Source organism: Lysinibacillus zambalensis, assembly GCF_040183165.1.
GTDB lineage: Bacteria > Bacillota > Bacilli > Bacillales_A > Planococcaceae > Lysinibacillus > Lysinibacillus zambalensis.
Genome location: NZ_JBEGDG010000003.1, coordinates 294,852 through 316,468, shown reverse-complemented (window position 1 = coordinate 316,468; position 21,617 = coordinate 294,852). Strand labels below are relative to the sequence as shown.

General features: G+C 37.5%; 17 protein-coding genes and 1 other annotated feature. Of the genes, 10 read left to right on the top strand and 7 right to left on the bottom strand.

Translation table 11 applies throughout. The features are described 5' to 3' along the window. Positions 1 to 799: 799 nt before the first annotated feature. Positions 800 to 1,486, bottom strand: coding sequence for a Crp/Fnr family transcriptional regulator (locus tag ABNX05_RS07130; RefSeq protein WP_349659094.1), 687 nt, complete (start codon positions 1,484 to 1,486; stop codon positions 800 to 802). Positions 1,487 to 1,754: 268 nt separating this feature from the next. Here ABNX05_RS07130 and ABNX05_RS07125 point away from each other — a divergent pair, with 268 nt between their 5' ends. After that, positions 1,755 to 3,881, top strand: coding sequence for an ATP-dependent Clp protease ATP-binding subunit (locus ABNX05_RS07125; RefSeq protein WP_349659093.1), 2,127 nt, complete (start codon positions 1,755 to 1,757; stop codon positions 3,879 to 3,881). Between the two features lie 49 nt (positions 3,882 to 3,930). Here ABNX05_RS07125 and ABNX05_RS07120 read toward each other — a convergent pair whose 3' ends face one another. Beyond that, entirely contained in the window at positions 3,931 to 4,125 is a 195-nt protein-coding gene (locus tag ABNX05_RS07120) for a YjzD family protein (RefSeq protein ID WP_079559555.1), read from the bottom strand. A gap of 1,248 nt (positions 4,126 to 5,373) precedes the next feature. On the opposite strand from ABNX05_RS07120, the gene ABNX05_RS07115 reads away from it, so the two are divergent. Then, entirely contained in the window at positions 5,374 to 6,312 is a 939-nt protein-coding gene (locus ABNX05_RS07115; RefSeq protein WP_349659092.1) for a beta-ketoacyl-ACP synthase III, read from the top strand. A 30-nt stretch (positions 6,313 to 6,342) separates the two neighbouring features. Beyond that, positions 6,343 to 7,584 carry a beta-ketoacyl-ACP synthase II gene (gene fabF / locus ABNX05_RS07110; RefSeq protein ID WP_349659091.1) on the top strand — a complete coding sequence of 414 codons (1,242 nt, stop codon included), beginning with the start codon at positions 6,343 to 6,345 and terminating at the stop codon, positions 7,582 to 7,584. Between the two features lie 942 nt (positions 7,585 to 8,526). On the opposite strand, the gene trpS is transcribed toward fabF, so the two are convergent. Further along, entirely contained in the window at positions 8,527 to 9,516 is a 990-nt protein-coding gene (gene trpS, locus ABNX05_RS07105) for a tryptophan--tRNA ligase (protein WP_349659090.1), read from the bottom strand. A gap of 490 nt (positions 9,517 to 10,006) precedes the next feature. Next, positions 10,007 to 10,239, bottom strand: a binding site (T-box leader). Between the two features lie 748 nt (positions 10,240 to 10,987). Here trpS and spxA point away from each other — a divergent pair. The 4 genes from spxA to pepF all read left to right on the top strand — a co-directional run bounded on the left by spxA (position 10,988) and on the right by pepF (position 15,685). Continuing rightward, positions 10,988 to 11,383, top strand: coding sequence for a transcriptional regulator SpxA (gene spxA / locus ABNX05_RS07100; protein WP_024362527.1), 396 nt, complete (start codon positions 10,988 to 10,990; stop codon positions 11,381 to 11,383). A gap of 435 nt (positions 11,384 to 11,818) precedes the next feature. Continuing rightward, on the top strand, positions 11,819 to 12,487 hold the full coding sequence (gene mecA, locus ABNX05_RS07095; protein ID WP_349659089.1) for an adaptor protein MecA: 669 nt from the start codon (positions 11,819 to 11,821) through the stop codon (positions 12,485 to 12,487). Positions 12,488 to 12,703: 216 nt separating this feature from the next. Next, on the top strand, positions 12,704 to 13,825 hold the full coding sequence (locus ABNX05_RS07090) for a competence protein CoiA (protein ID WP_349659088.1): 1,122 nt from the start codon (positions 12,704 to 12,706) through the stop codon (positions 13,823 to 13,825). A gap of 48 nt (positions 13,826 to 13,873) precedes the next feature. After that, positions 13,874 to 15,685 (top strand): oligoendopeptidase F, encoded by a 1,812-nt coding sequence (pepF, locus tag ABNX05_RS07085; protein ID WP_349659087.1) that lies wholly within the window; start codon positions 13,874 to 13,876, stop codon positions 15,683 to 15,685. A gap of 428 nt (positions 15,686 to 16,113) precedes the next feature. Here pepF and ABNX05_RS07080 read toward each other — a convergent pair whose 3' ends face one another. The 4 genes from ABNX05_RS07080 to ABNX05_RS07065 form a co-directional block, all read right to left on the bottom strand. After that, a complete protein-coding gene (locus ABNX05_RS07080) occupies positions 16,114 to 16,923 on the bottom strand; it encodes a DsbA family protein (RefSeq protein WP_349659086.1) in 810 nt (269 codons plus the stop codon). Then, complete coding sequence (locus tag ABNX05_RS07075) at positions 16,916 to 17,323, bottom strand: globin domain-containing protein (RefSeq protein ID WP_349659085.1); 408 nt, start codon at positions 17,321 to 17,323, stop codon at positions 16,916 to 16,918. Before ABNX05_RS07075 ends, ABNX05_RS07080 begins: the two co-directional genes overlap by 8 nt. 293 nt (positions 17,324 to 17,616) lie before the next feature. Further along, positions 17,617 to 18,414, bottom strand: a complete 798-nt coding sequence (locus ABNX05_RS07070) for a lytic transglycosylase domain-containing protein (protein ID WP_349659084.1) — start codon at positions 18,412 to 18,414, stop codon at positions 17,617 to 17,619. A 179-nt stretch (positions 18,415 to 18,593) separates the two neighbouring features. Next, positions 18,594 to 19,187 carry a CYTH domain-containing protein gene (locus ABNX05_RS07065; RefSeq protein ID WP_349659083.1) on the bottom strand — a complete coding sequence of 198 codons (594 nt, stop codon included), beginning with the start codon at positions 19,185 to 19,187 and terminating at the stop codon, positions 18,594 to 18,596. Between the two features lie 521 nt (positions 19,188 to 19,708). Here ABNX05_RS07065 and ABNX05_RS07060 point away from each other — a divergent pair. The 3 genes from ABNX05_RS07060 to ABNX05_RS07050 all read left to right on the top strand — a co-directional run bounded on the left by ABNX05_RS07060 (position 19,709) and on the right by ABNX05_RS07050 (position 21,617). Beyond that, complete coding sequence (locus ABNX05_RS07060) at positions 19,709 to 20,092, top strand: UPF0738 family protein (protein ID WP_349659082.1); 384 nt, start codon at positions 19,709 to 19,711, stop codon at positions 20,090 to 20,092. A 62-nt stretch (positions 20,093 to 20,154) separates the two neighbouring features. Then, positions 20,155 to 20,826 carry a GTP diphosphokinase gene (gene yjbM, locus ABNX05_RS07055; RefSeq protein ID WP_349659081.1) on the top strand — a complete coding sequence of 224 codons (672 nt, stop codon included), beginning with the start codon at positions 20,155 to 20,157 and terminating at the stop codon, positions 20,824 to 20,826. Beyond that, on the top strand, positions 20,823 to 21,617 hold the full coding sequence (locus ABNX05_RS07050; protein ID WP_079559569.1) for an NAD kinase: 795 nt from the start codon (positions 20,823 to 20,825) through the stop codon (positions 21,615 to 21,617). Before yjbM ends, ABNX05_RS07050 begins: the two co-directional genes overlap by 4 nt.

The following is a 21,617-nucleotide window of genomic DNA, read 5'->3' as shown; positions in this document are numbered from 1 at the left end:
ATGGTGTTATATAAAGGGTTATTTGGCAAAATGAGTGGTTGATTTCCGTTCCGATTGGGCGCTTTGTTGCTGCCGCTACGTTAGCACTACGCTTTCGCACAGAGCAAAGCTTCCTGGGGGCGTCCGATGAGCCGCTTCATTCGCGGTGCTCGCTCCAGGGTCTCGGGCCAACACGATGTTGGTCACGGAGGCGTTATCACAGGATGTGATGCTTTTAGCCTCAGTTCCTCTATTGCTGATCCCCAAGGAGTCGCCCAGTCTCCACTCCAATCAACTGATTCACATAGCATACGTTTTAACAAAATGATTCCAACTTTTTAGTTTTATCGAAACACTTTCTGGAATTATCGCCAAACTTTTAAATTTTATCGATAAACTTTCACTTTTCATCACCCTTCTATTCATTTTTATCGACATCCAGCTTCCAATGAACAAAAACACTACTTTAGCAAAAGGGTTTGTCTGCGGAAAACGAAGATATACAATCGCGTTATTGCTATAAGTTGTTCAATTATGATGCGTCGTCATAGTGTCCAATTTTGAAATACATATAAAATTTATAAAAGTTCTACGCTATCGCTGATTGGAGTGGAAGGCTACTCGACTCCCGTGGAAAAGCGAGACAGGCGAGACCCTGGACTGAGCGGAGCGAAGGAAGCGGCTCGACGCTCGCCCACAGGAAAGCGAGTAGCCTGGAGCGGAAATCAACCCCTAGCTTTGCAAAAGAGCCATAATTATTTCAATAGAACACAGAATCCCCGCTTATAACTCATAAGCGGGGATTTCGTATGTAAGTGTATTAATCAATACGACATATTTGTAACGGGCAATTTTCACAGGCGATTTCATCCTTTAAAAATTGTAGATCGTGAATGGTTATATAACCTTTTTCAAAAGATATAATATTGTGCTTCTTTAAGTCATTCAGCATGCGATTAATCATCTCTCGACTCGTCGCACATAAATTAGCGATCTCTGTATGTGTTAACGGAAAGTCAATATAAATAGTGTCATTTTCTAACGGCTTCCCATAAGTATTGGAAAGACGGATAAGCGTTGAAAATAAAGCGCCCTTTTTCCCATTTAAAATCAAATCACGCAAACGGCTTTGATGCTTTAAATTTTCTGTTTGCAACCACTTCATATATTCCACCATTAAAATAGGTTGTTCCACTAGTAAAAGTTCTAATGTTTCGAGGCTAAGAACATATAAACTGGAGGGCTCTAGTACTTTAGCGGTCATCGAATTATACGTAAAGTTGCAAAATAATGAGCTTTCTCCAATGATGCTATCTGGACCACAAATACGAATGGTTAATTCCTTCCCATTCTCCGTTTCCTGACTAATCGAGATAGCTCCTGTTTTTATATAATAAATTTCTTTCGCACGTTCGCCCTCTAAAAAGATTTTACTATCCTTATTCACTTTAATAAAAACACCGTGCTTTTGAAAAAGATCGTGAAATTTCTCTTGTATATTATCCATAATAGTCATTTCTTTAACACATCTCTTTCTTTTTTGTAAAAATTGTTTAATTATTACAAAATTAGGTGAGCAATTTACTAAATTTAAGAAATACAATTTCATTATAACGTAATTTTCCAGTAATAAGTGAAGAATTTTTAGGGCTAATTCTTTGCTCTGATTTGTCGAGTGTTGTAAAATAAAGTTAGTCAAAAAAGGTCAAACATTTTCTGTGAAATAGAATGGCAAACGGGATTCCGCTTAACATTATTAAAAAGGAGTGCTAAATATGCAATTTCAACAAACAAATGACAAAAAACCATTAGAACAATTTGGACGTAATTTAATAGAAGAAGTTAAAAACGGTAAAATGGATCCGGTTATCGGTCGTGACGAAGAAATTCGTAATGTCATTCGTATTTTAACACGCAAAACGAAAAATAATCCTGTCTTAATAGGGGAGCCTGGGGTTGGTAAAACAGCTATTGTAGAAGGGTTAGCTCAACGTATAGTAAAGGGCGATGTTCCTGAGGGGTTAAAAGATTGCGTACTGTATGAGTTGGATATGAGTGCTTTAATAGCAGGTGCTAGTTATCGTGGCCAATTTGAAGAGCGCTTGAAAGGTGTATTAAAAGAAGTAAAAGAATCAGAGGGACGCATCATTTTATTTATCGATGAAATTCATACAATTGTTGGTGCGGGTAAAACGGATGGTGCAATGGACGCTGGGAATATGCTAAAACCAATGCTTGCACGAGGTGAGCTACATTGTATCGGGGCTACAACATTAGATGAATACCGTATGTATATTGAAAAAGATCCTGCTTTAGAGCGTCGTTTCCAGCAGGTGCTTGTACGAGAGCCGTCTATTGAAGATACAGTTTCCATTTTACGAGGCTTGAAAGAGCGCTTTGAGTTGCATCATGCGGTACGTATTCATGACCGTGCGATCGTAGCGGCAGCGGGGCTTTCAAATCGCTATATTACAGAGCGTTTCTTGCCAGATAAGGCAATCGATTTAATCGATGAAGCATGTGCGATGATTCGAACAGAAATTGATTCCATGCCACAGGAATTGGATGCGGTAACGCGCCGTATTATGCAACTTGAAATTGAGGAGCAAGCATTGCGTAATGAAAAAGACGAGGCGAGTAAAAAACGTCTAGAGCAACTCAGTGAGGAATTAACAAAGCTCAAAGAATCCTCTGAGGGCATGCGTAAACAATGGGAAACCGAAAAAGAAGCGTTACACGGTATTCAGAAAAAACGTGAAAAACTTGATAAATACCGCCGTGACTTAGATGAAGCAGAAAGTAAATATGATTTAAATAAAGCAGCTGAACTACGTCATGGGAAAATTCCTACACTTGAAAAGGACATTCAAGAGATGGAAAAACAATTAGAAAATGGTACGGAATCACGTATTTTGCGTGAGGAGGTAACAGCTGATGAAATTGCATCAATCGTTTCGCGCTGGACAGGAATACCAGTGACGAAATTAGTAGAAGGTGAGCGAGAAAAATTATTGCGCTTAAAAGATACATTGCATGAGCGTGTAATCGGACAAGATAATGCAGTACAACTTGTTACAGAAGCGGTATGGCGTGCTCGAGCAGGTATAAAAGATCCGCATCGACCAATTGGTAGCTTTTTATTCCTAGGACCAACGGGAGTTGGTAAAACAGAGCTTGCGAAGGCACTAGCGGCACAATTGTTTGATTCTGAGGATCATTTTATTCGCATTGATATGAGTGAATATATGGAGAAACATAGCGTATCGCGTCTTGTAGGGGCACCTCCAGGCTATGTTGGCTATGAGGAAGGTGGGCAATTAACAGAAGCTGTTCGCCGAAATCCGTATTCAGTTGTATTATTAGATGAAATTGAAAAGGCCCATCCGGATGTCGCAAATATTTTACTACAAATTTTAGATGATGGTCGCATTACTGATAGCCAGGGGCGTATGGTTAACTTTACGAACACAGTGGTCATTTTAACTTCTAACATTGGCTCAAGCTATTTAATGGAAGCAAAAGAAGATGATGTTGCTGTTGAGGATTTAGTGATGGCTGCACTGCGTCAACATTTTAAACCAGAGCTGTTAAATCGTATGGATGATATTATTATGTTCCATGCACTATCAGATGAGCATTTTACAGCCATTGCATGGAAATATATCGAACAGCTTGTCAAACGAGTTGCTGAGCAAGACATTACTTTACAAGTAGAACAAAATGTAGTTGATTGGGTTGTAGAACAAGGAGCAGATGCTCAGTTCGGCGCAAGACCATTAAAACGCTTCGTACAACGATATATTGAAACTGCAGTTGCAAAAGAATTGCTTCGAGGTGAAGTATTACCAGGAGAAACATTACACATTAAAATGCATGATGGTCAATGTGTCGTTGAAAAATAACAAAAAAAACCTGTTCCGCATTAAGCGAAACAGGTTTTTTCTAGTTGAATTAATGATTGTCTGCTGCTTCTGGAGTTGACTCGTTTGGAATAATTGCACCGATAATGAAAACAAGAATTGTAAATACAACTGATGTAACAATAGCAGTATCGATATCAAATTCTGCACCAAGTACAGAGCCTACTACGTAGTTTAACATTGAAACTAGTAGGAATGACCATATGAATGTTACGATATATCGCATTAATTTCACCTCAACCGAACTTTTTTATATCATAAGATTTTACTACATATTCATTATCATATCATAACATAAATCGAAAAAAAAAGAACCTTTTCTGTGAAACATGGCGAATTTGTCACAACAACAACATTTTTTTTATTTTTAATGCGATTTCAATACATCACTGAAATTCAAAGACGTCACAAATGCTTGTGTGTCGTAGCGTGTAGAAGTGTTTCAAGCCCCGTCAAAGCATTAATTTTAATTCATCTTGCACCTGTTCTTCATTATGAGTTTGAAGAGTTATTTTAGGCAATTCAGGTGTGGCTTTTTATATGTCTCGAGAGATGATAGGAATAAATGGAAATATAAATAGAGGGATTTTTTAAAGAAATTATTAAAGACGTTAAAAGGCAACGAATGTTTAAGATCTAAGTTATTTCATTCCGAAGTAGCTTATGGGGGTCATCTGTGCGTTGGTCATATTTAATTTGAAACTTTTGTACGTATCATTCGTATTATAACTAGACAGTTCGAATTGATAAAAAAGGGAGAAATGAATTTTTGAACTATTGAATGAAACGATTACTTTTTGTGATTTACTTGATTACCATTGCGGATGCGTATTACTCAACGTTGTTTATTGAACCAAAAACACCACCGCAACACCAGACGATTAAAGCATCAGTGATTACGTTGACACAACTACGGTAGCAAACCTAACAAAAAGAAACGTACAACAAGTCGTTTGAAACCTTCTGTACTGCAACTCATCAAGCGATTTCTTCAGAGCATTAAGTGTTCCAAAGAGAACAAGATCCTTAACGACCTATTAGAGAATAGATTGGAAGTACGCAGATTCATGCGAGAGCCACCCTTCATCTTTTTGCGATATCGACTTTTACGTTGTTGATAATATTTGTTAATAATTGTTAGGCCAAAGCTGCAAATTTATTTGCAGCTTTTTTTCATTAACCGCCATTATTTTTCAACCTCACTTATCCCCCAAAATATGCTTTTTCTTGCATTAGCTCTAAAAGTGGGAGATGACATTTGTTAAATTGTAGGCCATGTATATAAGTTGATTGGAGTGGAGACTGAGCGATGCAATAGAGCTTATCAGATGCCCCAAGTTGGAATAGAAATCAACCCCACGTTATGGTGAAGAGGAACGTTAAATTTAATTCATCTTGCGCCTCTCCGTCATTATGAGTTATAATTATGACCAGTTACTAATAATTGATAGTAAGAAAGCAGAGGGGTTGCTAAATGAACGCTGGTATTTTAGGAATTGCTAAATACGTTCCGGAGAAGGTCGTTACGAATTTTGATTTAGAAAAAATAATGGATACTTCGGATGAATGGATTCGAACTCGCACAGGGATTGAGCAACGTCATTTTGCTGCTGATGATCAGGAAACTTCAGATTTAGCAGTAGCTGCAGCAAAAGAAGCTATTGCAAAAGCGGGAATCTCACCAGAAGAAATAGGCTTAATCCTTGTAGCAACAGTAACACAAGATCAAAATTTTCCAAGTGTCGCATGTATGGTTCAGGAGCAAATTGGAGCAGTTAATGCAGCAGCGATGGACCAAGCGGCTGCTTGTGCAGGGTTTATATATAGTTTAGTGACGGCAAAGCAATTTGTAGAATCAAATGCTTATAAATATGTCTTAGTAGTAGGTGTTGAAAAGCTGTCGAAAGTACTTGACTGGGAAGATCGTAATACCGCTGTATTATTCGGTGACGGTTCAAGTGCAGCAATTATTGGTCCAGTATCAGAAGGTAGAGGTATTTTATCATTTGAACTTGGTGCTGACGGTACAGGTGGAAAGAATTTGTATTTAACACAGCAGGATACAATCGCTATGAATGGACGTGAAGTATTTAAATTCGCCGTTCGTCAAATGGGTGAATCTGCAATGAACGTTTTAGAAAAAGCAGGTTTAACAAAAGAAGACGTAGATTTTTTAGTGCCGCATCAGGCAAATATTCGAATTATGGAATCAGCGCGTGAGCGTCTAGAGCTACCACCGGAAAAAATGTCAAAAACGATTCACAAATATGGGAATACGTCTGCGGCATCTATTGGTATTTCCTTGGTAGATGAGCTTGAAGCAGGTAAGATAAAAGATGATGATTTAGTAGTACTTGTTGGATTTGGCGGTGGCTTAACATGGGGCGCCGTTACAATGAGATGGGGAAAATAAAAACGAAAAATGCTTGAGGGGAGTAATACAATGAGTAAACGACGAGTAGTAATTACAGGAATTGGCGCAGTTACACCACTAGGAAATAGCATCGAAGAAACATGGACTAACATTAAAGCTGGAAAATCTGGCGTTGGCGAATTAACGCGTTTAAATAAAGATCTTTTCGCAGCAAAAGTTGCTGCTGAAGTGAAGGATTTTAATATCGAAAAGTATATCGAACGTAAAGAAGCTCGTAAAATGGATCGCTTTACACAGTATGCTTTAGCGGCATCTATCATGGCGATGGAAGATGCACAATTAACAATCGATGAAGAGCTAGCACCACGTGCAGGTGTCTGGATTGGCTCTGGCATCGGCGGTATGGAAACATATGAACAACAATTTTTAACTTTCCAAGAGCGTGGAGCAAGAAGAGTAAGTCCATTCTTTATTCCAATGATGATTCCAGATATGGCTTCAGGCCAAGTGTCGATTCACTTTGGTGCAAAGGGCATTAACTCTTGTTCAGTAACTGCTTGTGCTTCAGGTACAAACTCTATTGGGGATGCTTTTAAAGTAATTGAACGTGGTGATGCAGATGTTATGATTTCGGGCGGTGCTGAGTCGCCAATCGTTACGATGGCAGTAGCAGGCTTCTGCGCTAATACTGCATTATCTTTAAACACTGATCCAGAAAAAGCTTGCCGTCCATTCGATAAAAATCGCGATGGTTTCATTATCGGTGAAGGTGCTGGTATTGTTATTTTGGAAGAGTATGAGCACGCAAAAGCACGCGGTGCAAAAATTTACGCAGAAGTTCTTGGTTATGGTGCAACAGGGGATGCACATCATATTACAGCTCCAGCTCCAGAAGGGGAAGGTGCTTCTCGTGCAATGATGCAAGCATTATCTGATGGCGGCGTAGAAGCTTCACAAGTTGACTATATTAATGCACATGGAACAAGTACACCATATAACGATTTATTTGAAACACAAGCAGTAAAAACTGTTTTTGGTGAACATGCCTATAAGCTTGCAATGAGTTCTACAAAATCAATGACAGGTCACTTATTAGGTGCAGCTGGTGGTGTAGAAGCTATTTTCACAGCGCTTGCACTTAAAGAAGGTATTTTACCACCGACAATTAATTTAACAGACGCAGATCCAGAATGTGATTTAGATTATGTGCCTAATGAAGCTCGAAAAGTAGATATTCAATATGCTATGAGTAACTCACTTGGGTTTGGTGGACACAACGCAAGTCTACTATTCAAAAAAATCGAGGAATAATAAAGTAAAACTATAATCAGTGGGAGCTTCATCTCCCGCTGATTTTTTAGTGTTCGGGCTTTTACGGGCGGTTAATTAAGATGTCGTCATATTAAATAAAGTAAGGCTCTTCTGCAAAACGAGGGGTTGATTTCTGTTCCGACTGGGCGCGTCCGATGAGCCGCTTGGGCCAATAGATGTTTTTTGCGCGAAAGCGTAGTGCTAACGTAGCGACAGCGGCATGATGTTGGTCACGAAGGCGTTATCACAGGACGTGATGGTTTTAGCCTTCGTTCCTCTATCGCTAATCCCCAAGGAGTCGCCCAGTCGGAACGAAGACCAACCACTCTGCAGCAACATGCCTTTATATGCGAAAACATAACAGCGATAATAACCGGCGTAAAATAGCTTCACTGCTATTAGTCTATTATGACAATTAATTCAATTATTCCAATTATGGTTAGAAACATAGTGTTACTTTTGATATGATAAAATTTATTAAGCATAAACAGACAGTACTTTTATTGACATACTAGTTTTTAAACAACATAAAAAACGTCAGCCTAATTTAAGTGGCTGACGTCTTTTTTTATAGTTTTATGAATAGATGATAATAAAGAAAAAATAGAGAGGATGCCCTTAACTTGTTCCGACTCTTTTTATTTTTAATGAGCTACGGCTTATTGATTCTCTCCGTTGGGAATCTCATATTGTATTTGAATTATCGGACACTCGGATATACCTGGACAGTTGTTTTTAAATTTATGGCACAGACAACAGCATTTTATGTGGCAATTGGATCAGCCGTTGTATTATGTGCTGTTGTGCTTGATCTTGGTTATGATAAAACGATAAACAAGGATAAGATGTAACGCTTAAATTACTCTCTTTTTTTGGCCAAGCTCTTTCGATAAATTTCAACAATGCTATAGCATTTCTTCATTTCACGTTAAAGCTTTATTCTTAGCGACGTGCACGACCAAGGCCCATTGCTTCTTCCATGCGTTTTAATGTAGCACTAGCAATAGCATTTGCCTTTTCAGCACCTTCATCCAAAATGATGTCTAATTCTGATGATTCTACCAAGTGATAGAATTTCTCTTGAATTGGTGTCAGGTGATCAATAACCGTTGCTGCAACACCTTGCTTGAAACCACCATAGCCAATGCCCTCGTATTTTTTTACAAGATCGTCAATAGATACGCCCGAAATGGCAGATTCGATTGTTAGTAAATTAGAAACACCAGGTTTATTTTCCACATCGAATGCCACAATACCATCAGAGTCAGTAACAGCAGATTTAATTTTTTTCTCAATATCTTTCGCTGAATCTAAAAGCTTGATTGTTGCTTTTGTATTTGGATCAGATTTACTCATTTTCTTTGTAGGTTCTTGTAGTGATTTGATACGAGCTCCTGCTTTAGGTAATTGAATTTCAGGAATCGTTAAAACGTCACCATAACGTTTGTTAAAACGCTCTGCTAGATCACGAGTAAGCTCAATATGCTGCTTCTGATCATCACCGACAGGAACGATGTTTGTGTTATACAAAAGGATGTCTGCTGCCATCAATGGTGGATATGTTAAAAGAGCGGCAGATACGCTTTCCTTACCGTGCGATTTATCTTTAAATTGTGTCATACGTTCAAGCTCACCAATCGATGCAACACATTGTAACATCCAGCCTGCCTGTGCGTGAGCTGGTACTTCTGATTGAATAAATAATGTCGATTTTTTAGGGTCGATGCCTGTAGCAATATACGTTGCTGCTAGATTGCGAATATTTTGACGTAATTCTTTTGGATCTTGAGCCACTGTTATGGCATGCTGATCGACGATACAATAAACAGCATCACCTTCATCTTGTAATGCAGGGAATTGCTTAAATGCTCCTAAATAGTTCCCTAAAGTAACGATACCTGTTGGCTGTACGCCTGAAAAAATAGTTGTCATTGTCATTTCCTCCTTGAATTCCATCCCTTATTTTTACATAAATACCAAAATGGAAAGTCATCACCAAAACGTGTGGTTGATTTCCGTTCCGACTGGGCGCTTTGTAGCTGCCGCTTTGCTTTCGCTACAGAAAACATTTGTTGTTGCTGCCGCTACGCTTTCGCACAGTTAAAACATTTGTTGCTGCCGCTTCGCTTTCGCGCAGAGCAGAGCTTCCTGGGGGCGTCCGATGAGCCGTTTGGGCCAACAGATGTTTTTTTGCGCGAAAGCGTAGTGCTAACGTAGCGACAGCGGCATGATGTTGGTCACGAAGGCGTTATCACAGGACGTGATGGTTTTAGCCTTCGTTCCTCTATCGCTGATCCCCAAGGAGTTGCCCAGTCTCCACTACAATCAACTTTTTCATAGTAGACGTTCTAATAAAAGTCATTCACAATTTTTGGTGATGAACCAAAATAAAAAACATCATGCGTCCTCATTAGTTTTCTAATGAAGGGACGAATGATGTTTGAATCCGTGGTACCACCCAGCTTGCCTAAAACGGCCACTCTTCTTCGTAACGTGAAGGGACGAGCTTTGCTAATAGACTTAAATAAGAAACTAAGACGTTCACAAAGCTAACTCGGAAGTCCATTCCAAATGCTTACACGATCTGTTTGCAGCGACCACAGACTCTCTAAACGTGTAAAAGGCAAATGTACTACTCTTCGTCAGCGTTTTTTAGCTCAATACCTATCTTCCATCTGCGTAGATGGCGAGGTGAATTCACCAAAGACAGAATTGATTTATTGCAAAAAATTATATTATAAAGGCTCGGTGAAAAGCAAGTGTGTAAAGTCAGACTTTTGGCGGTGTTTTTTCTCGGGAAAAAGTTATATGCTACTTTTGCTGCTTTTATATTTCAGTTTAGCAATAAATGTTTTCTGTCGAAAGCGAAAAGCATTACAGCGATATCTTAAATTATTTTAAGGTGTGGCTCATCACCAAAAGTTGCGGATGACATTTGTTAAAACACATTCCATATATATCTGTTGGCCCAAGCGGCTCATCGGACGCCCCTAAGAAAGCGTCTGGTCGGAACGGATATCAACCGCACGTTATGGTAACAATCTATTTATTTGGAAATGCAACCGATATTAGTAAATATACGTCTATATTTGTACACACAGAATTGACAGTATTCTCGTTTAAAATTCTTAAATGAGAACAAAAACAATCAAGCAGTGGATGTTTAAATTGCTCTGCGAATGGGAATATTAGTAGTAGTTCATTATACATCTCAAGAAGTAACTACTTTGAAGTTTATGTGAATAAATAGAAAATTTCATGTCAAATGGTTATTCTTTTTTTATTGGAACTATATTCAAACATCACAGAGTACTGTATAATGGTATGTATATTTACATTAAATTAATTCTAATTTAACACACTAGTATAGATAATGATTAAAAGGAAAGGATGTGTCAGTATGATAGTAACTTTATTTACATCACCAAGTTGTACGTCTTGCCGAAAAGCTAAAGCATGGTTAGAGGAGCATGAAATCCCATATACAGAACGTAATATATTTTCTGAACCATTAAGCATTAGTGAAATTAAAGAAATTTTGCGTATGACAGAAGATGGTACGGATGAAATTATTTCGACTCGATCAAAAATTTTCCAGAAATTAAATGTTGATGTGGAAAGCTTGCCATTACAACGTTTGTATGAATTAATTCAAGAATATCCAGGTCTATTACGTCGTCCCATTATTTTAGATGAGAAACGTTTACAGGTCGGCTACAACGAGGATGAAATTCGCCGTTTCCTACCTCGTAAGGTTCGTGCTTATCAACTGCAAGAAGCACAGCGTATGGTGAACTAATATTGCCGTATTCTGCATAGAATAAGTATTAGATGTTACATATGCAACAAGCATATTGTGACATCTATTTTTTTGTGTTTTATTTATGAAAATCCATCTATATAGAGTATAATAAATAATAGGGAAAAGTCATATATTTCGGTAAAGTATGTTAAACTTGATTTTAGCTTAATAGTTTACTACAATTTCAATAATTCAAATAACTTCTGTGAAACGGTGTATATCCTTTTCATTTTATGACAGAACAGCATACAATATAATTAGAGACAACTGTGGACATAAATTTTTTTGATTTCGGTTGCTCGATGGGTTTACTGTAGTGTGGTCAAAGGTTGAAAAACAAAAATGAGGTATGAGGTTAAAAACAATGAATAATAGCATACTAATGAAACAAACTGTTTTTCGACAAATGACAGTGAAGGGAGATGAGGTCTAGTGGACATCGAACGTGTAAACGAAAATACACTCAAGCTCTTTATTACGTACAATGATATAGAGGATCGCGGCTATAGTCGTGAGGAAATTTGGTACAACCGAGCAAAGGGTGAACAACTTTTTTGGGATATGATTGATGAAGTAAATACGGAGGATTATTTTGATGTAGAAGGTCCAATTTGGATTCATATCAATGCTTCTGAAGTAGGCTTAGAGATCATTGTCACACGTGCACATATTTTAAAAGACGGTGAAACCTTAGATGGTTCTTCGCATTTTGATGAACACAAAGATATGTTTGCTCCATTCGAGGATGTTGGAGAGGATCTTCTCAGTCAACTAACTCAATTTGGTGACATTGATGAGTCAGAATTATTTATGGATACTGACATTTATGTTTATAAATTTAAAGATATTGATGAGTTAATCCCTGTAGCGAAACGCATAACAGATGAATTAGTGGATTCCTCATTATTTAAATATGAAGATTGGTACTATCTAGTAGTTGACTTTGTGAACGCAGAAGAAGAGCTAAATCATCACGATAGAAATGCGGTTATTAAAGAATTTTTACTACCATCGAATTTTACAATCCATCGTTTAGAGGAATATGGCGAAAAAATTATGGAATTTGATTGCTTTGAAACAGTACGAAAATATTTTATTTAAAGTAATGAGTACTTGATTCAGTGGCTTAGACTGTAAATAAACTTGGTGATTATCAAGTTTGTTTGCAGTCTTTTTATTTAACTTCTTTCAGTAAGTGTTTTTGGTAACGTAAGTAGTTGAAAAAAGATAGCAATTTTTAAATTTCAAGAAAAAGCCGTTCTTTATTTGTCGCTATAAAAAGGCTCCTATACAATTAGGCAAAAAGGAGATGATTTTATGCTTATGGCCTATAATGAGCAGCAGCAGATTTTTCTCCCATACCAATATTCAAGGGAAGCTTTACAACGATGTAGGCAGCAGATGAAATTTTATTGTCCTCAATGCCAGCAGCCTGTCCAATTAAAGATAGGCAAATATAATATCCCTCATTTCGCTCATATTGCTACTAATAGCTGTATACAGTTATTTGCAGAGGGTGAATCAAAACTTCATTTACAAGGAAAAATCCAATTATTTGAATGGTTGAAAAACCTCGGGCATACAGTAAAGCTGGAGCCTTTTTTACGTAAGCTTTCACAGCGGCCAGATATGCTTTTGATCAAGGAGCATAAGCAAATTGCTATTGAATTTCAGTGTAGTACAATTTCTCATGAAAAGTGGCTATTACGAACATCTGGATATGAGAAAAATTGTATACAGCCGTTGTGGCTTTTTCAAACACCTCAAAAACAAACTACACAAGGTATTCAAAAAATTTCTATTTCTCCGATTATGCAAAAAGTGATAAATACTACAGCACTAGGCTTGTCTTATTTAGTGACATATGATGCAAACACATCAAGATTTATTTATTGGGCGAATCTTCTTTATGTTCATGGGCATACTTTTATAGGTAAAGTACAGGAATTAACTATTCATAAGCAACATTTTCCTTTTTATGAGCCTAAGACAATTACGAAAGAGGAATTTCATTTTTATTGGCAGCTATATAAAAAGTATTGTAAGCAATTCGTATATCAACGATTATTCCATAGTAAAAATGGGGTGCAAGATGCATTTTTACGAAGTAGTTATGAGTTAGGTTTTGCTTTAACGAGGATGCCTGATTACGTAGGTGTTCCGGTAAAAAATGGAGAGGCGATACCGATGTTTTCTATTGAGTGGCAGACGATATTGCATTATTATTGTCGACGTTTACAATTAGCACCTCATGAACTAGACGAGAGAAATATACGATTGTTTTTAAGCCATCATCATATAGAACTTACAATCCAGGCTGTACAAGCTATTAAAAATTACGGAATGATGCTGGCGAAAAGGGATGAAAAAGATAATCGTTTTCCGGATATTTATGAGCAAGTGTACGCACATTTATTTGCAATTGACACAATATACTGAGAAAATATGAGAGTATAGGAAAAACACACATATAAAGGGGGCTGGCACATGGCTAGTAATCAAGTTTTAGTAAGAAATGATGTTCCAAAAGAGTTAACTTGGCGCTTGGAGGATATATTCGCAACTGATGCCCTATGGGAAGAAGAGTATAAAGAAGTTGCAGAACTTGCGAAAAAAGCACCTAGTTATGCAGGTACTGTGAAAAATGGAGCAGATGCATTAGCGGCAGTTCTAACTTATCACGATGAAATTTATGAACGTGCAATGAAGCTTTACACGTATGCTCATATGCGTAATGACCAAGATACGACAAATAGCTTCTATCAAGATATGAATAGTCGTATTCAAACATTAGCGACTAGTATTTCAGCTGCCCTATCATTTTTAACACCTGAGATTTTATCATTGAGTGAAGAAACGATAGAAAGTTACTTAGCAGAAAATAAAGACTTACAACTGTATAAGCAATCTTTAAAAGAAATCACGATGGCACGTCCTCATGTATTACCAGCAGAGCAGGAAGCTTTACTTGCACAAATGTCTGAGGTTACAGGTACTGCTTCAAATGCATTTAGTATGTTAAATAACGCTGATATTGTCTTCCCTAAAGTGAAAAATGAAGAAGGGGAAGAAGTACAGCTAACACACGGTAACTATATTAAGTTTTTAGAAAGTAAAGATCGCACTGTTCGTGAAAATGCTTTTAAAGCAATGTACGAAACTTACGGTAACTTTAAAAATACGTTTTCCGCTACATTAACGGGCAATGTGAAAAAGCATAATGTTAGTGCACGTATTCGTAATTATGATTCTGCACGTCACGCAGCAATGTCTAATAACTTCATTCCGGAAAGTGTTTATGATCAATTAGTAGAAACGGTCCATAAGCATTTACCTGCTATGCAGCGCTATATTTCGTTACGTAAAAAGCTTTTAGGTGTAGACGAATTGCATATGTGGGATTTATTTGCTCCGCTCGTTAAGGAAGTGGATATGAAAATCACATACGACGAAGCGAAGGATATTTTAGTAAAAGCTTTAGCGCCACTAGGTGAAGAATATCAAGGCATTGTTCAAGGTGGTCTAGATAATCGTTGGGTGGATGTCTTAGAAAACAAAGGGAAACGCAGTGGTGCATACTCTTCAGGTGCTTATGGAACAAATCCATATATATTAATGAACTGGCAAGACAATGTTAATAATCTGTTTACACTAGCGCATGAATTTGGTCATAGTGTACACAGTTATTATTCACGTAAAAATCAGCCGTTCGTTTATGGCGATTATTCTATTTTTGTAGCTGAAGTAGCTTCAACTTGTAATGAAGAGCTATTAAATGATTATTTACTGAAAACAATTGAAGATCCTCAACAGAAAATTTATTTATTAAATCATTGGCTAGACGGCTTCAGAAGTACTGTTTTCAGACAAACAATGTTTGCTGAATTTGAACACCTAATCCACCAAATGGATAAGAACGGTGAATCTTTAACAGCAGAGCGTCTAACAGAGGTTTACTATAATTTAAATAAACAATACTTCGGTGAGGATATTGTTGTAGATGAGGAAATCGGCTTAGAGTGGGCTCGTATTCCACACTTCTACTATAATTACTATGTGTATCAATATGCTACAGGTAAATCAGCTGCGACAGCATTAAGCAAACAAATTTTAGAAGAGGGTACACCAGCTGTAGAACGTTATATTAATAACTTCTTAAAAGCGGGTTGCTCAAATTTCCCAATTGAGGTATTAAAGGCAGCAGGCGTTGATATGAACGTTGCACAACCGATTGATGATGCATGTAAAGTATTTGAAGAACGTTTAAACGAGTTAGAAAAATTATTGTTGAATAATTAATTTGGAAGGCTGTAGGAATTTCCCTACAGCCTTTTTTCTATGATTAATTAAATAATAAAAATTGTAAGAATAATGTTTTTTTTTGATTTCTAAATGTTTAAAAGCGCGTATCTTGAAAAAATACTGTTTGTAATCGCTTTCTATTTGACAAATTTGTGAATCTATCATTGGACTTGTTGCTATATTTACTATTCCATGATAAATTGAATCATGTGAAATAAATCACAAAAACAAACATACACCCCTTTGTTTGAACGTGAACATTTCTCCCATCCCCTTTGTGAAAAAGAGGCGTCACTATCTGTCGAGGATAGTGGCGCTTCTTTTATTTTTTTAAAGAAGTATTCCGATAAATAAAAAAAGAGAACAGGGACACAACATTGAATGTGTGTTGTATCCCTGTTCTTTAGAATAATAGTATAATTGCATTATTTAAGACGCCACAATGTAGCGTGATCTGTCTGAATTCGTTCAATCTTTTGCTGTAACATACGCTTCTTTAATTCACGTTCAGCATTTTGCTCTGTTGATGAGTAGATGAAAGCTACTTCATTCGTTGAAAGGGTATGGAATTTTGTAAATAATTCTTCCATTGTTGGTAATGGTTGACGTACAAGCTGTTCATCCATCATTTCTTGTAAAATATGTTCATAAACTTCATAGGAATAGTTGCCACTAACTTTAAGACCTTCATCTTCAATACATTCATTGAAAAACACAATGCTAGGGACTTCATCAACTTCCATCTCACGTTTAATATATAAATCGCATTGGAAGGCACGTGCAGCTTCTTTTGAACCAAAGTCTGCGGAAAATTCATTCATGTCTAATTGAACATCTTCCGCAATTTTTAACAGCGTAGCATAAGAATTGACATCTTGTTGGTTTAGTAATACATATTCTTGTAGTTTCGACAAATAGCGTGCTCCTGCACGTTTCCCCTGTAACTCTGCTGCTTTAATAGCGATTGATGGCAAAACAGGGTGATTAATGTCGAGTTCAATACCGGATACACAACCTTTTACACGCTTACTTAAACAATTCAAAGAAGCAAGCTCTGTGCTTAGTACAAAGCGCCATGTAAAGTAATGATTGTACTCTAGCTGTAACTTACGAAGAACAGCTTGCAATTTAAAAGCTTCTGGACAAAGTGGATCTACGAAAATATACAATTCAATAGGCTTATTAGCAGTAGAAATCTCAGGAGTTGGCTCTTGTAGCATTTGAATATTATTCACGTAACAATTCCCCCTCATCGTCATTTGGTGTATTAATCATGTGATGAGCTGTTAATACTAAACGTTGATAATAAACTTCACGGAACTTACCTTCCATTCCTACTTCATCCATCGCTTCGGACATACATTCAAGCCAAGCTTGAGCACGATCAGGTGTAATCGGAAAATTCATATGACGTGCACGCATCATTGGATGACCATGCTCCTCAGTAAAAAGATTTGGTCCACCTAAATACTGTGTTTGAAACTGAATTTGCTTGCGTGCTGTTTCCGTTAAATCTTTTGGAAAGATTGGAATAAGATCAGGATGCTTTGCAACTCTTCTATAGAACGCATGGATTAGCTCTGAAAGCTTTTCAGCCCCCAGCTCCTCATAAGGAACAGTGTATTTTCGACTCATAAGTTTAATGCCCCTTTAATTCTTTATATCGTAAAGTATATTTTTATACTTAGTCATTTTCTTAAATGTGAATTCCTTGTGACTACCTTCATTCTATCAACGTCTTTTCGTTAACACAAACAAAGCGCTCTTCCGAAATGTTTTCGCTAAAAAAGCGCAAATTTCACCACGTGGGTGAAATTTGCCGAAAAACGCTGTATTAACAATGATTATGCGAATCAATTATGCATCGGCATAATTGCGTGACATCCGCCGGAGGCTTTAACTTCTTTCAGTGAATTTGCTGAAAGAAGTTAAACTGTGTAGTAATTCATTACTTTTTTGACATAATTCTGCGTTTCTTTGAAAGGAGGAACGCCACCATACTTTGTAACGCGTGAAGCTCCTGCGTTATAAGCAGCTAATGCTAATGCAGGATCATTATCAAATTTATCTAGCATTTGGCGTAAATATTTGGCTCCTGCCATAATATTTTGCTCTGGATCAAAGGCGTTTGTAACGCCTAAATATTGTGCTGTCTTTGGCATTAATTGCATTAATCCTTGTGCTCCAGCATGACTAACCACATTTGCATTAAAATTAGACTCTTGCTTAATCACGGCAGCGATGAGTTTCTCGGGTACATTATATGTAGCTGCTGCCTTTTGAATTATTGAAGCGTACTGATTCGCACCTGCTAATGAATTGGCATATGCTGTTGAACCAATTACGTTATCTGAAACGTAGGAGTCTAGCTTTGTACTTGTTGTGCTAGATTGTGTGTTTGCTAAAGCTGCTTGTACAGATGAAGGTATAAAGACGCTGTTAGAACCATTATAAAGTAATGCTTGATACGCATTATTTTGCATGTTTTCAGATAAACCAGTTAAACTATTAAACTGATCCATCATAGACGAAGCACTTGATACTCCTCCGAGCAAACTAGACAATTTTGCATTGTTAGTAGTAGTTGAGTCGCCAAGTATTTCGCTAATCATGTCTGAAAACATAGAATTGCTGTCTGTAAGATTGTTTGACGATGAATTTTCTGAAGCTCCTAGTGTTTGTAATGCTTGAATGTCAAGTAAAGTTCTGAGTGATTGGATATCCAAGGAGTTGCCACCCTTTCTTGTTATCTAGCTAACTTATTTCAGCAACATCCGTATGGAGTGACCAACATCATATTGGCCTAATACCTCCGGCGGATGTCACGGAATCGGAAAGGAAGTCTTTGTGCAAGCCAAAGCCGATTCAGGACGCGACGCAATTATGCAGGGGCATAATTGATCTATTAGGATTGTTCTTTATTCATTTGTAATGCTTTCATAAAACGCGCAATTTTTTTATCTGTTGCCTGTTTTTCAATACCATATTGCTGTAGAAATTCGTCGAAGATTACATTTCCTTTTATTGCATCTTTTGATTCATATTCTACCTCATAATCATCGCACTGCAAATAGAAAGAATGATCGAATACTAGAAGGCCATCCTTATAAGGTATTTCGACACGATCGGTTGTTAGTGAACCAAATACCTCCAATTTTTCTAAAGGAATGTTAAAGAGAGCTAGTCTTTTGGCTACTTCTTGGGCATAGAAACCTTCACTAACAAGCATTTTCTTAGCTTGCTCAGCAGTTAATTCGTCAGTCGTCTCTAAGTGTGCATGCTCTGCATTTTTTTCTTTTAAAGTACACTCAAAGTATTTGTCGATTTGTCTAATACGAAGTCCGCTTTGGAGTTTCCGAATAGCTTGCGAAGGTGTGTCGAAATAATGATTTGTTTGACGATGAATAGCATTTTCGGAAATGTTGAATTCTTGCAGTAAATATTCGTATTGCTCTTTTGTTAAAAGATTTTTAAACTCTATTTCAATTTGTTGTGCCATTATGTTCACCTGTTTATTTTATTTTTTTAGTGTGTTGATTAGGGAAAAACAGCATAGTGTGTGGTTGATTTCCGTTCCAGCTGGACGCTTTGTGCTGCCGCTTCGCTTTCGCACAGATAAAACATTTGCCGCTGACGCTTCGCTTTCGCACAGAGCAGAGCTTCCTGGGGGCATCCGATGAGCCGCTTTTATTGCTAACGTAGCGACGGCATGATGTTGGTCACGAAGGCATTATCACAGGATGTGATGCTCTTAGCCTTCGTTCCTCTATTTGCTAGCTGCAGGGTCTAGGGTCAACACGATGTTGGTCACGAGGCGTTATCATAGGACGTGATGGTTTTAGCCTTCGTTTCTCTATTGCTGATCCCCGAGGAGTTGCCCAGTCGCGGAACGGAAATCAACTACACGCTATAATAAAAAAGTTTCGTTCGTTATTTCATTGATTTAGTATTTACACACTGCAACTATTTACCCTCTATGCTAAAATAAGAGGAAGAGTACGACGAAAAGGGGAACCGCGTGTGCGTAAAATTTATACAATAGAAACATTGAATTTTGAAAATGAAGATCTTCATTTTAGTTTAAACGACAATGAAGTAAATTTACAGTTAAAACCTGCTGCACAATTAATTGCAGATTCTGATGACTTTGCGTTTATTTATTTACTTGATGCAGGAGAAGATTATCATTACTTGCGTTTTCCGCCGAGTAGTTGGGATCAGCTTGTACATATTTTACAAAAAGAGAAAAATCCAAAGCTACAACTAGGTGAAGAAGTACTTGAGCTTACAAATTTTTACGATGAATTGGAAATGCTCGTGTATAATATTGAAGGAAATTACAATTATGGGGCGGAATTTGTCCAAGCGGTGGAACAACACTTCGAGAAATTTCTAGCTGAATAAAAAGACAAAACGAACAGACGGTGTTGGTTTTGTTCGATACCGAATGTCGGGAGGTTTTTGCGATGGGACAATGGGAAATATTTTTAAGTCCTTATAAACAAGCAGTAGATGAGTTAAAAGTAAAATTAAAGGGTATGCGTTCACAGTTTGGTATTGTTAATGCAAATTCACCAATTGAATTTGTGACAGGACGTGTAAAGCCTTTAGCAAGTATATATGATAAATCACTAGAAAAAGGACTTTCCTTTGAGCCTTCAAAACAGCTAGGTGACGAGCTAGGAGATATCGCAGGTTTACGTATTATGTGTCAATTTGTAGATGATATATCGACAGTTACAGAGCTAATACGGCAACGTAAAGATATGCGTGTTGTGGAAGAGCGTGACTATATTACACATAATAAGCCAAGTGGCTACCGCTCATATCATATGATTGTGGAGTATCCTGTAGAGACGATACAGGGGAAAAAAGTGGTATTAGCTGAAATACAAATAAGAACACTAGCCATGAATTTCTGGGCATCTATTGAGCATTCTTTAAATTATAAATATAAAGGTATGTTCCCCGAGGAAATTAAAAATCGCCTTCAAAGTGCAGCGGAGGCCGCTTTCCGATTGGATGAGGAAATGTCGTCCATTCGAAGTGAGATACAAGAAGCGCAGGCTTATTTCAGCGAATATAAAGAAGCATCGAATCCTAATTTACTATCGGAGAAGGAGCGTGACTCAAAATGAAATTTTCCATTCAATCACGTAGAGATGCACAGTCGAACGAATTAATGGAGCTAGCTAGAACGTATTTGCAGGATTTTGGGTTAACTTATGATGAAGAGGCTCCTGAAATCGTAATCTCTATTGGAGGAGATGGCACTTTACTACATGCCTTTCATCGATATGCTCATTTGCTAGATCAGGTTGCCTTCGTAGGTATTCATACGGGACATTTAGGATTTTATGCCGATTGGAAGCCATCTGAATTAGAAAAGCTTGTTTTATCCATTGCGAAAAAGGACTTTAACGTTGTGGAATATCCTCTACTAGAGGTAAAGGTGGAGCATCATAATGCGGAATCCAATACGTATTTAGCGTTAAATGAAGCAACTGTGAAATCACCTGATGTCACACTTGTAATGGATGTAGAATTAAATGGCAATCAGTTTGAACGTTTCCGTGGAGACGGTCTATGTGTATCAACGCCTTCTGGTAGTACAGCTTATAATAAAGCCCTCGGTGGAGCAATTATTCATCCGACTTTAGCAGCACTCCAAATTACTGAGATAGCATCTATCAATAACCGTGTCTTCCGTACAGTTGGTTCACCACTCATATTACCAGCACACCATCATTGTGTTTTACGTCCAGTCAATGAACAAAACTTTAATATGACAGTTGATCATTTACAAGTTACGCAAGGTGATGTGAAGTCGATTGCATTTAATGTAGCAACTGAAAGAGTGCGTTTTGCACGTTTCCGTCCATTCCCATTCTGGGAACGAGTGCATGAATCATTCGTGGCCAATGAGTAA

What these genes read in the sequence shown, in the direction of transcription:
- ABNX05_RS07130 (WP_349659094.1), bottom strand. Translation starts at nt 1,486, where the DNA reads ATGGATAATATACAAGAGAAATTTCACGATCTTTTTCAAAAGCACGGT.
- ABNX05_RS07125 (WP_349659093.1), top strand. Translation starts at nt 1,755, where the DNA reads ATGCAATTTCAACAAACAAATGACAAAAAACCATTAGAACAATTTGGA.
- ABNX05_RS07120 (WP_079559555.1), bottom strand. Translation starts at nt 4,125, where the DNA reads ATGCGATATATCGTAACATTCATATGGTCATTCCTACTAGTTTCAATG.
- ABNX05_RS07115 (WP_349659092.1), top strand. Translation starts at nt 5,374, where the DNA reads ATGAACGCTGGTATTTTAGGAATTGCTAAATACGTTCCGGAGAAGGTC.
- fabF (WP_349659091.1), top strand. Translation starts at nt 6,343, where the DNA reads ATGAGTAAACGACGAGTAGTAATTACAGGAATTGGCGCAGTTACACCA.
- trpS (WP_349659090.1), bottom strand. Translation starts at nt 9,516, where the DNA reads ATGACAACTATTTTTTCAGGCGTACAGCCAACAGGTATCGTTACTTTA.
- ABNX05_RS07090 (WP_349659088.1), top strand. Translation starts at nt 12,704, where the DNA reads ATGCTTATGGCCTATAATGAGCAGCAGCAGATTTTTCTCCCATACCAA.
- pepF (WP_349659087.1), top strand. Translation starts at nt 13,874, where the DNA reads ATGGCTAGTAATCAAGTTTTAGTAAGAAATGATGTTCCAAAAGAGTTA.
- ABNX05_RS07075 (WP_349659085.1), bottom strand. Translation starts at nt 17,323, where the DNA reads ATGAGTCGAAAATACACTGTTCCTTATGAGGAGCTGGGGGCTGAAAAG.
- ABNX05_RS07065 (WP_349659083.1), bottom strand. Translation starts at nt 19,187, where the DNA reads ATGGCACAACAAATTGAAATAGAGTTTAAAAATCTTTTAACAAAAGAG.
- yjbM (WP_349659081.1), top strand. Translation starts at nt 20,155, where the DNA reads ATGGGACAATGGGAAATATTTTTAAGTCCTTATAAACAAGCAGTAGAT.
- ABNX05_RS07050 (WP_079559569.1), top strand. Translation starts at nt 20,823, where the DNA reads ATGAAATTTTCCATTCAATCACGTAGAGATGCACAGTCGAACGAATTA.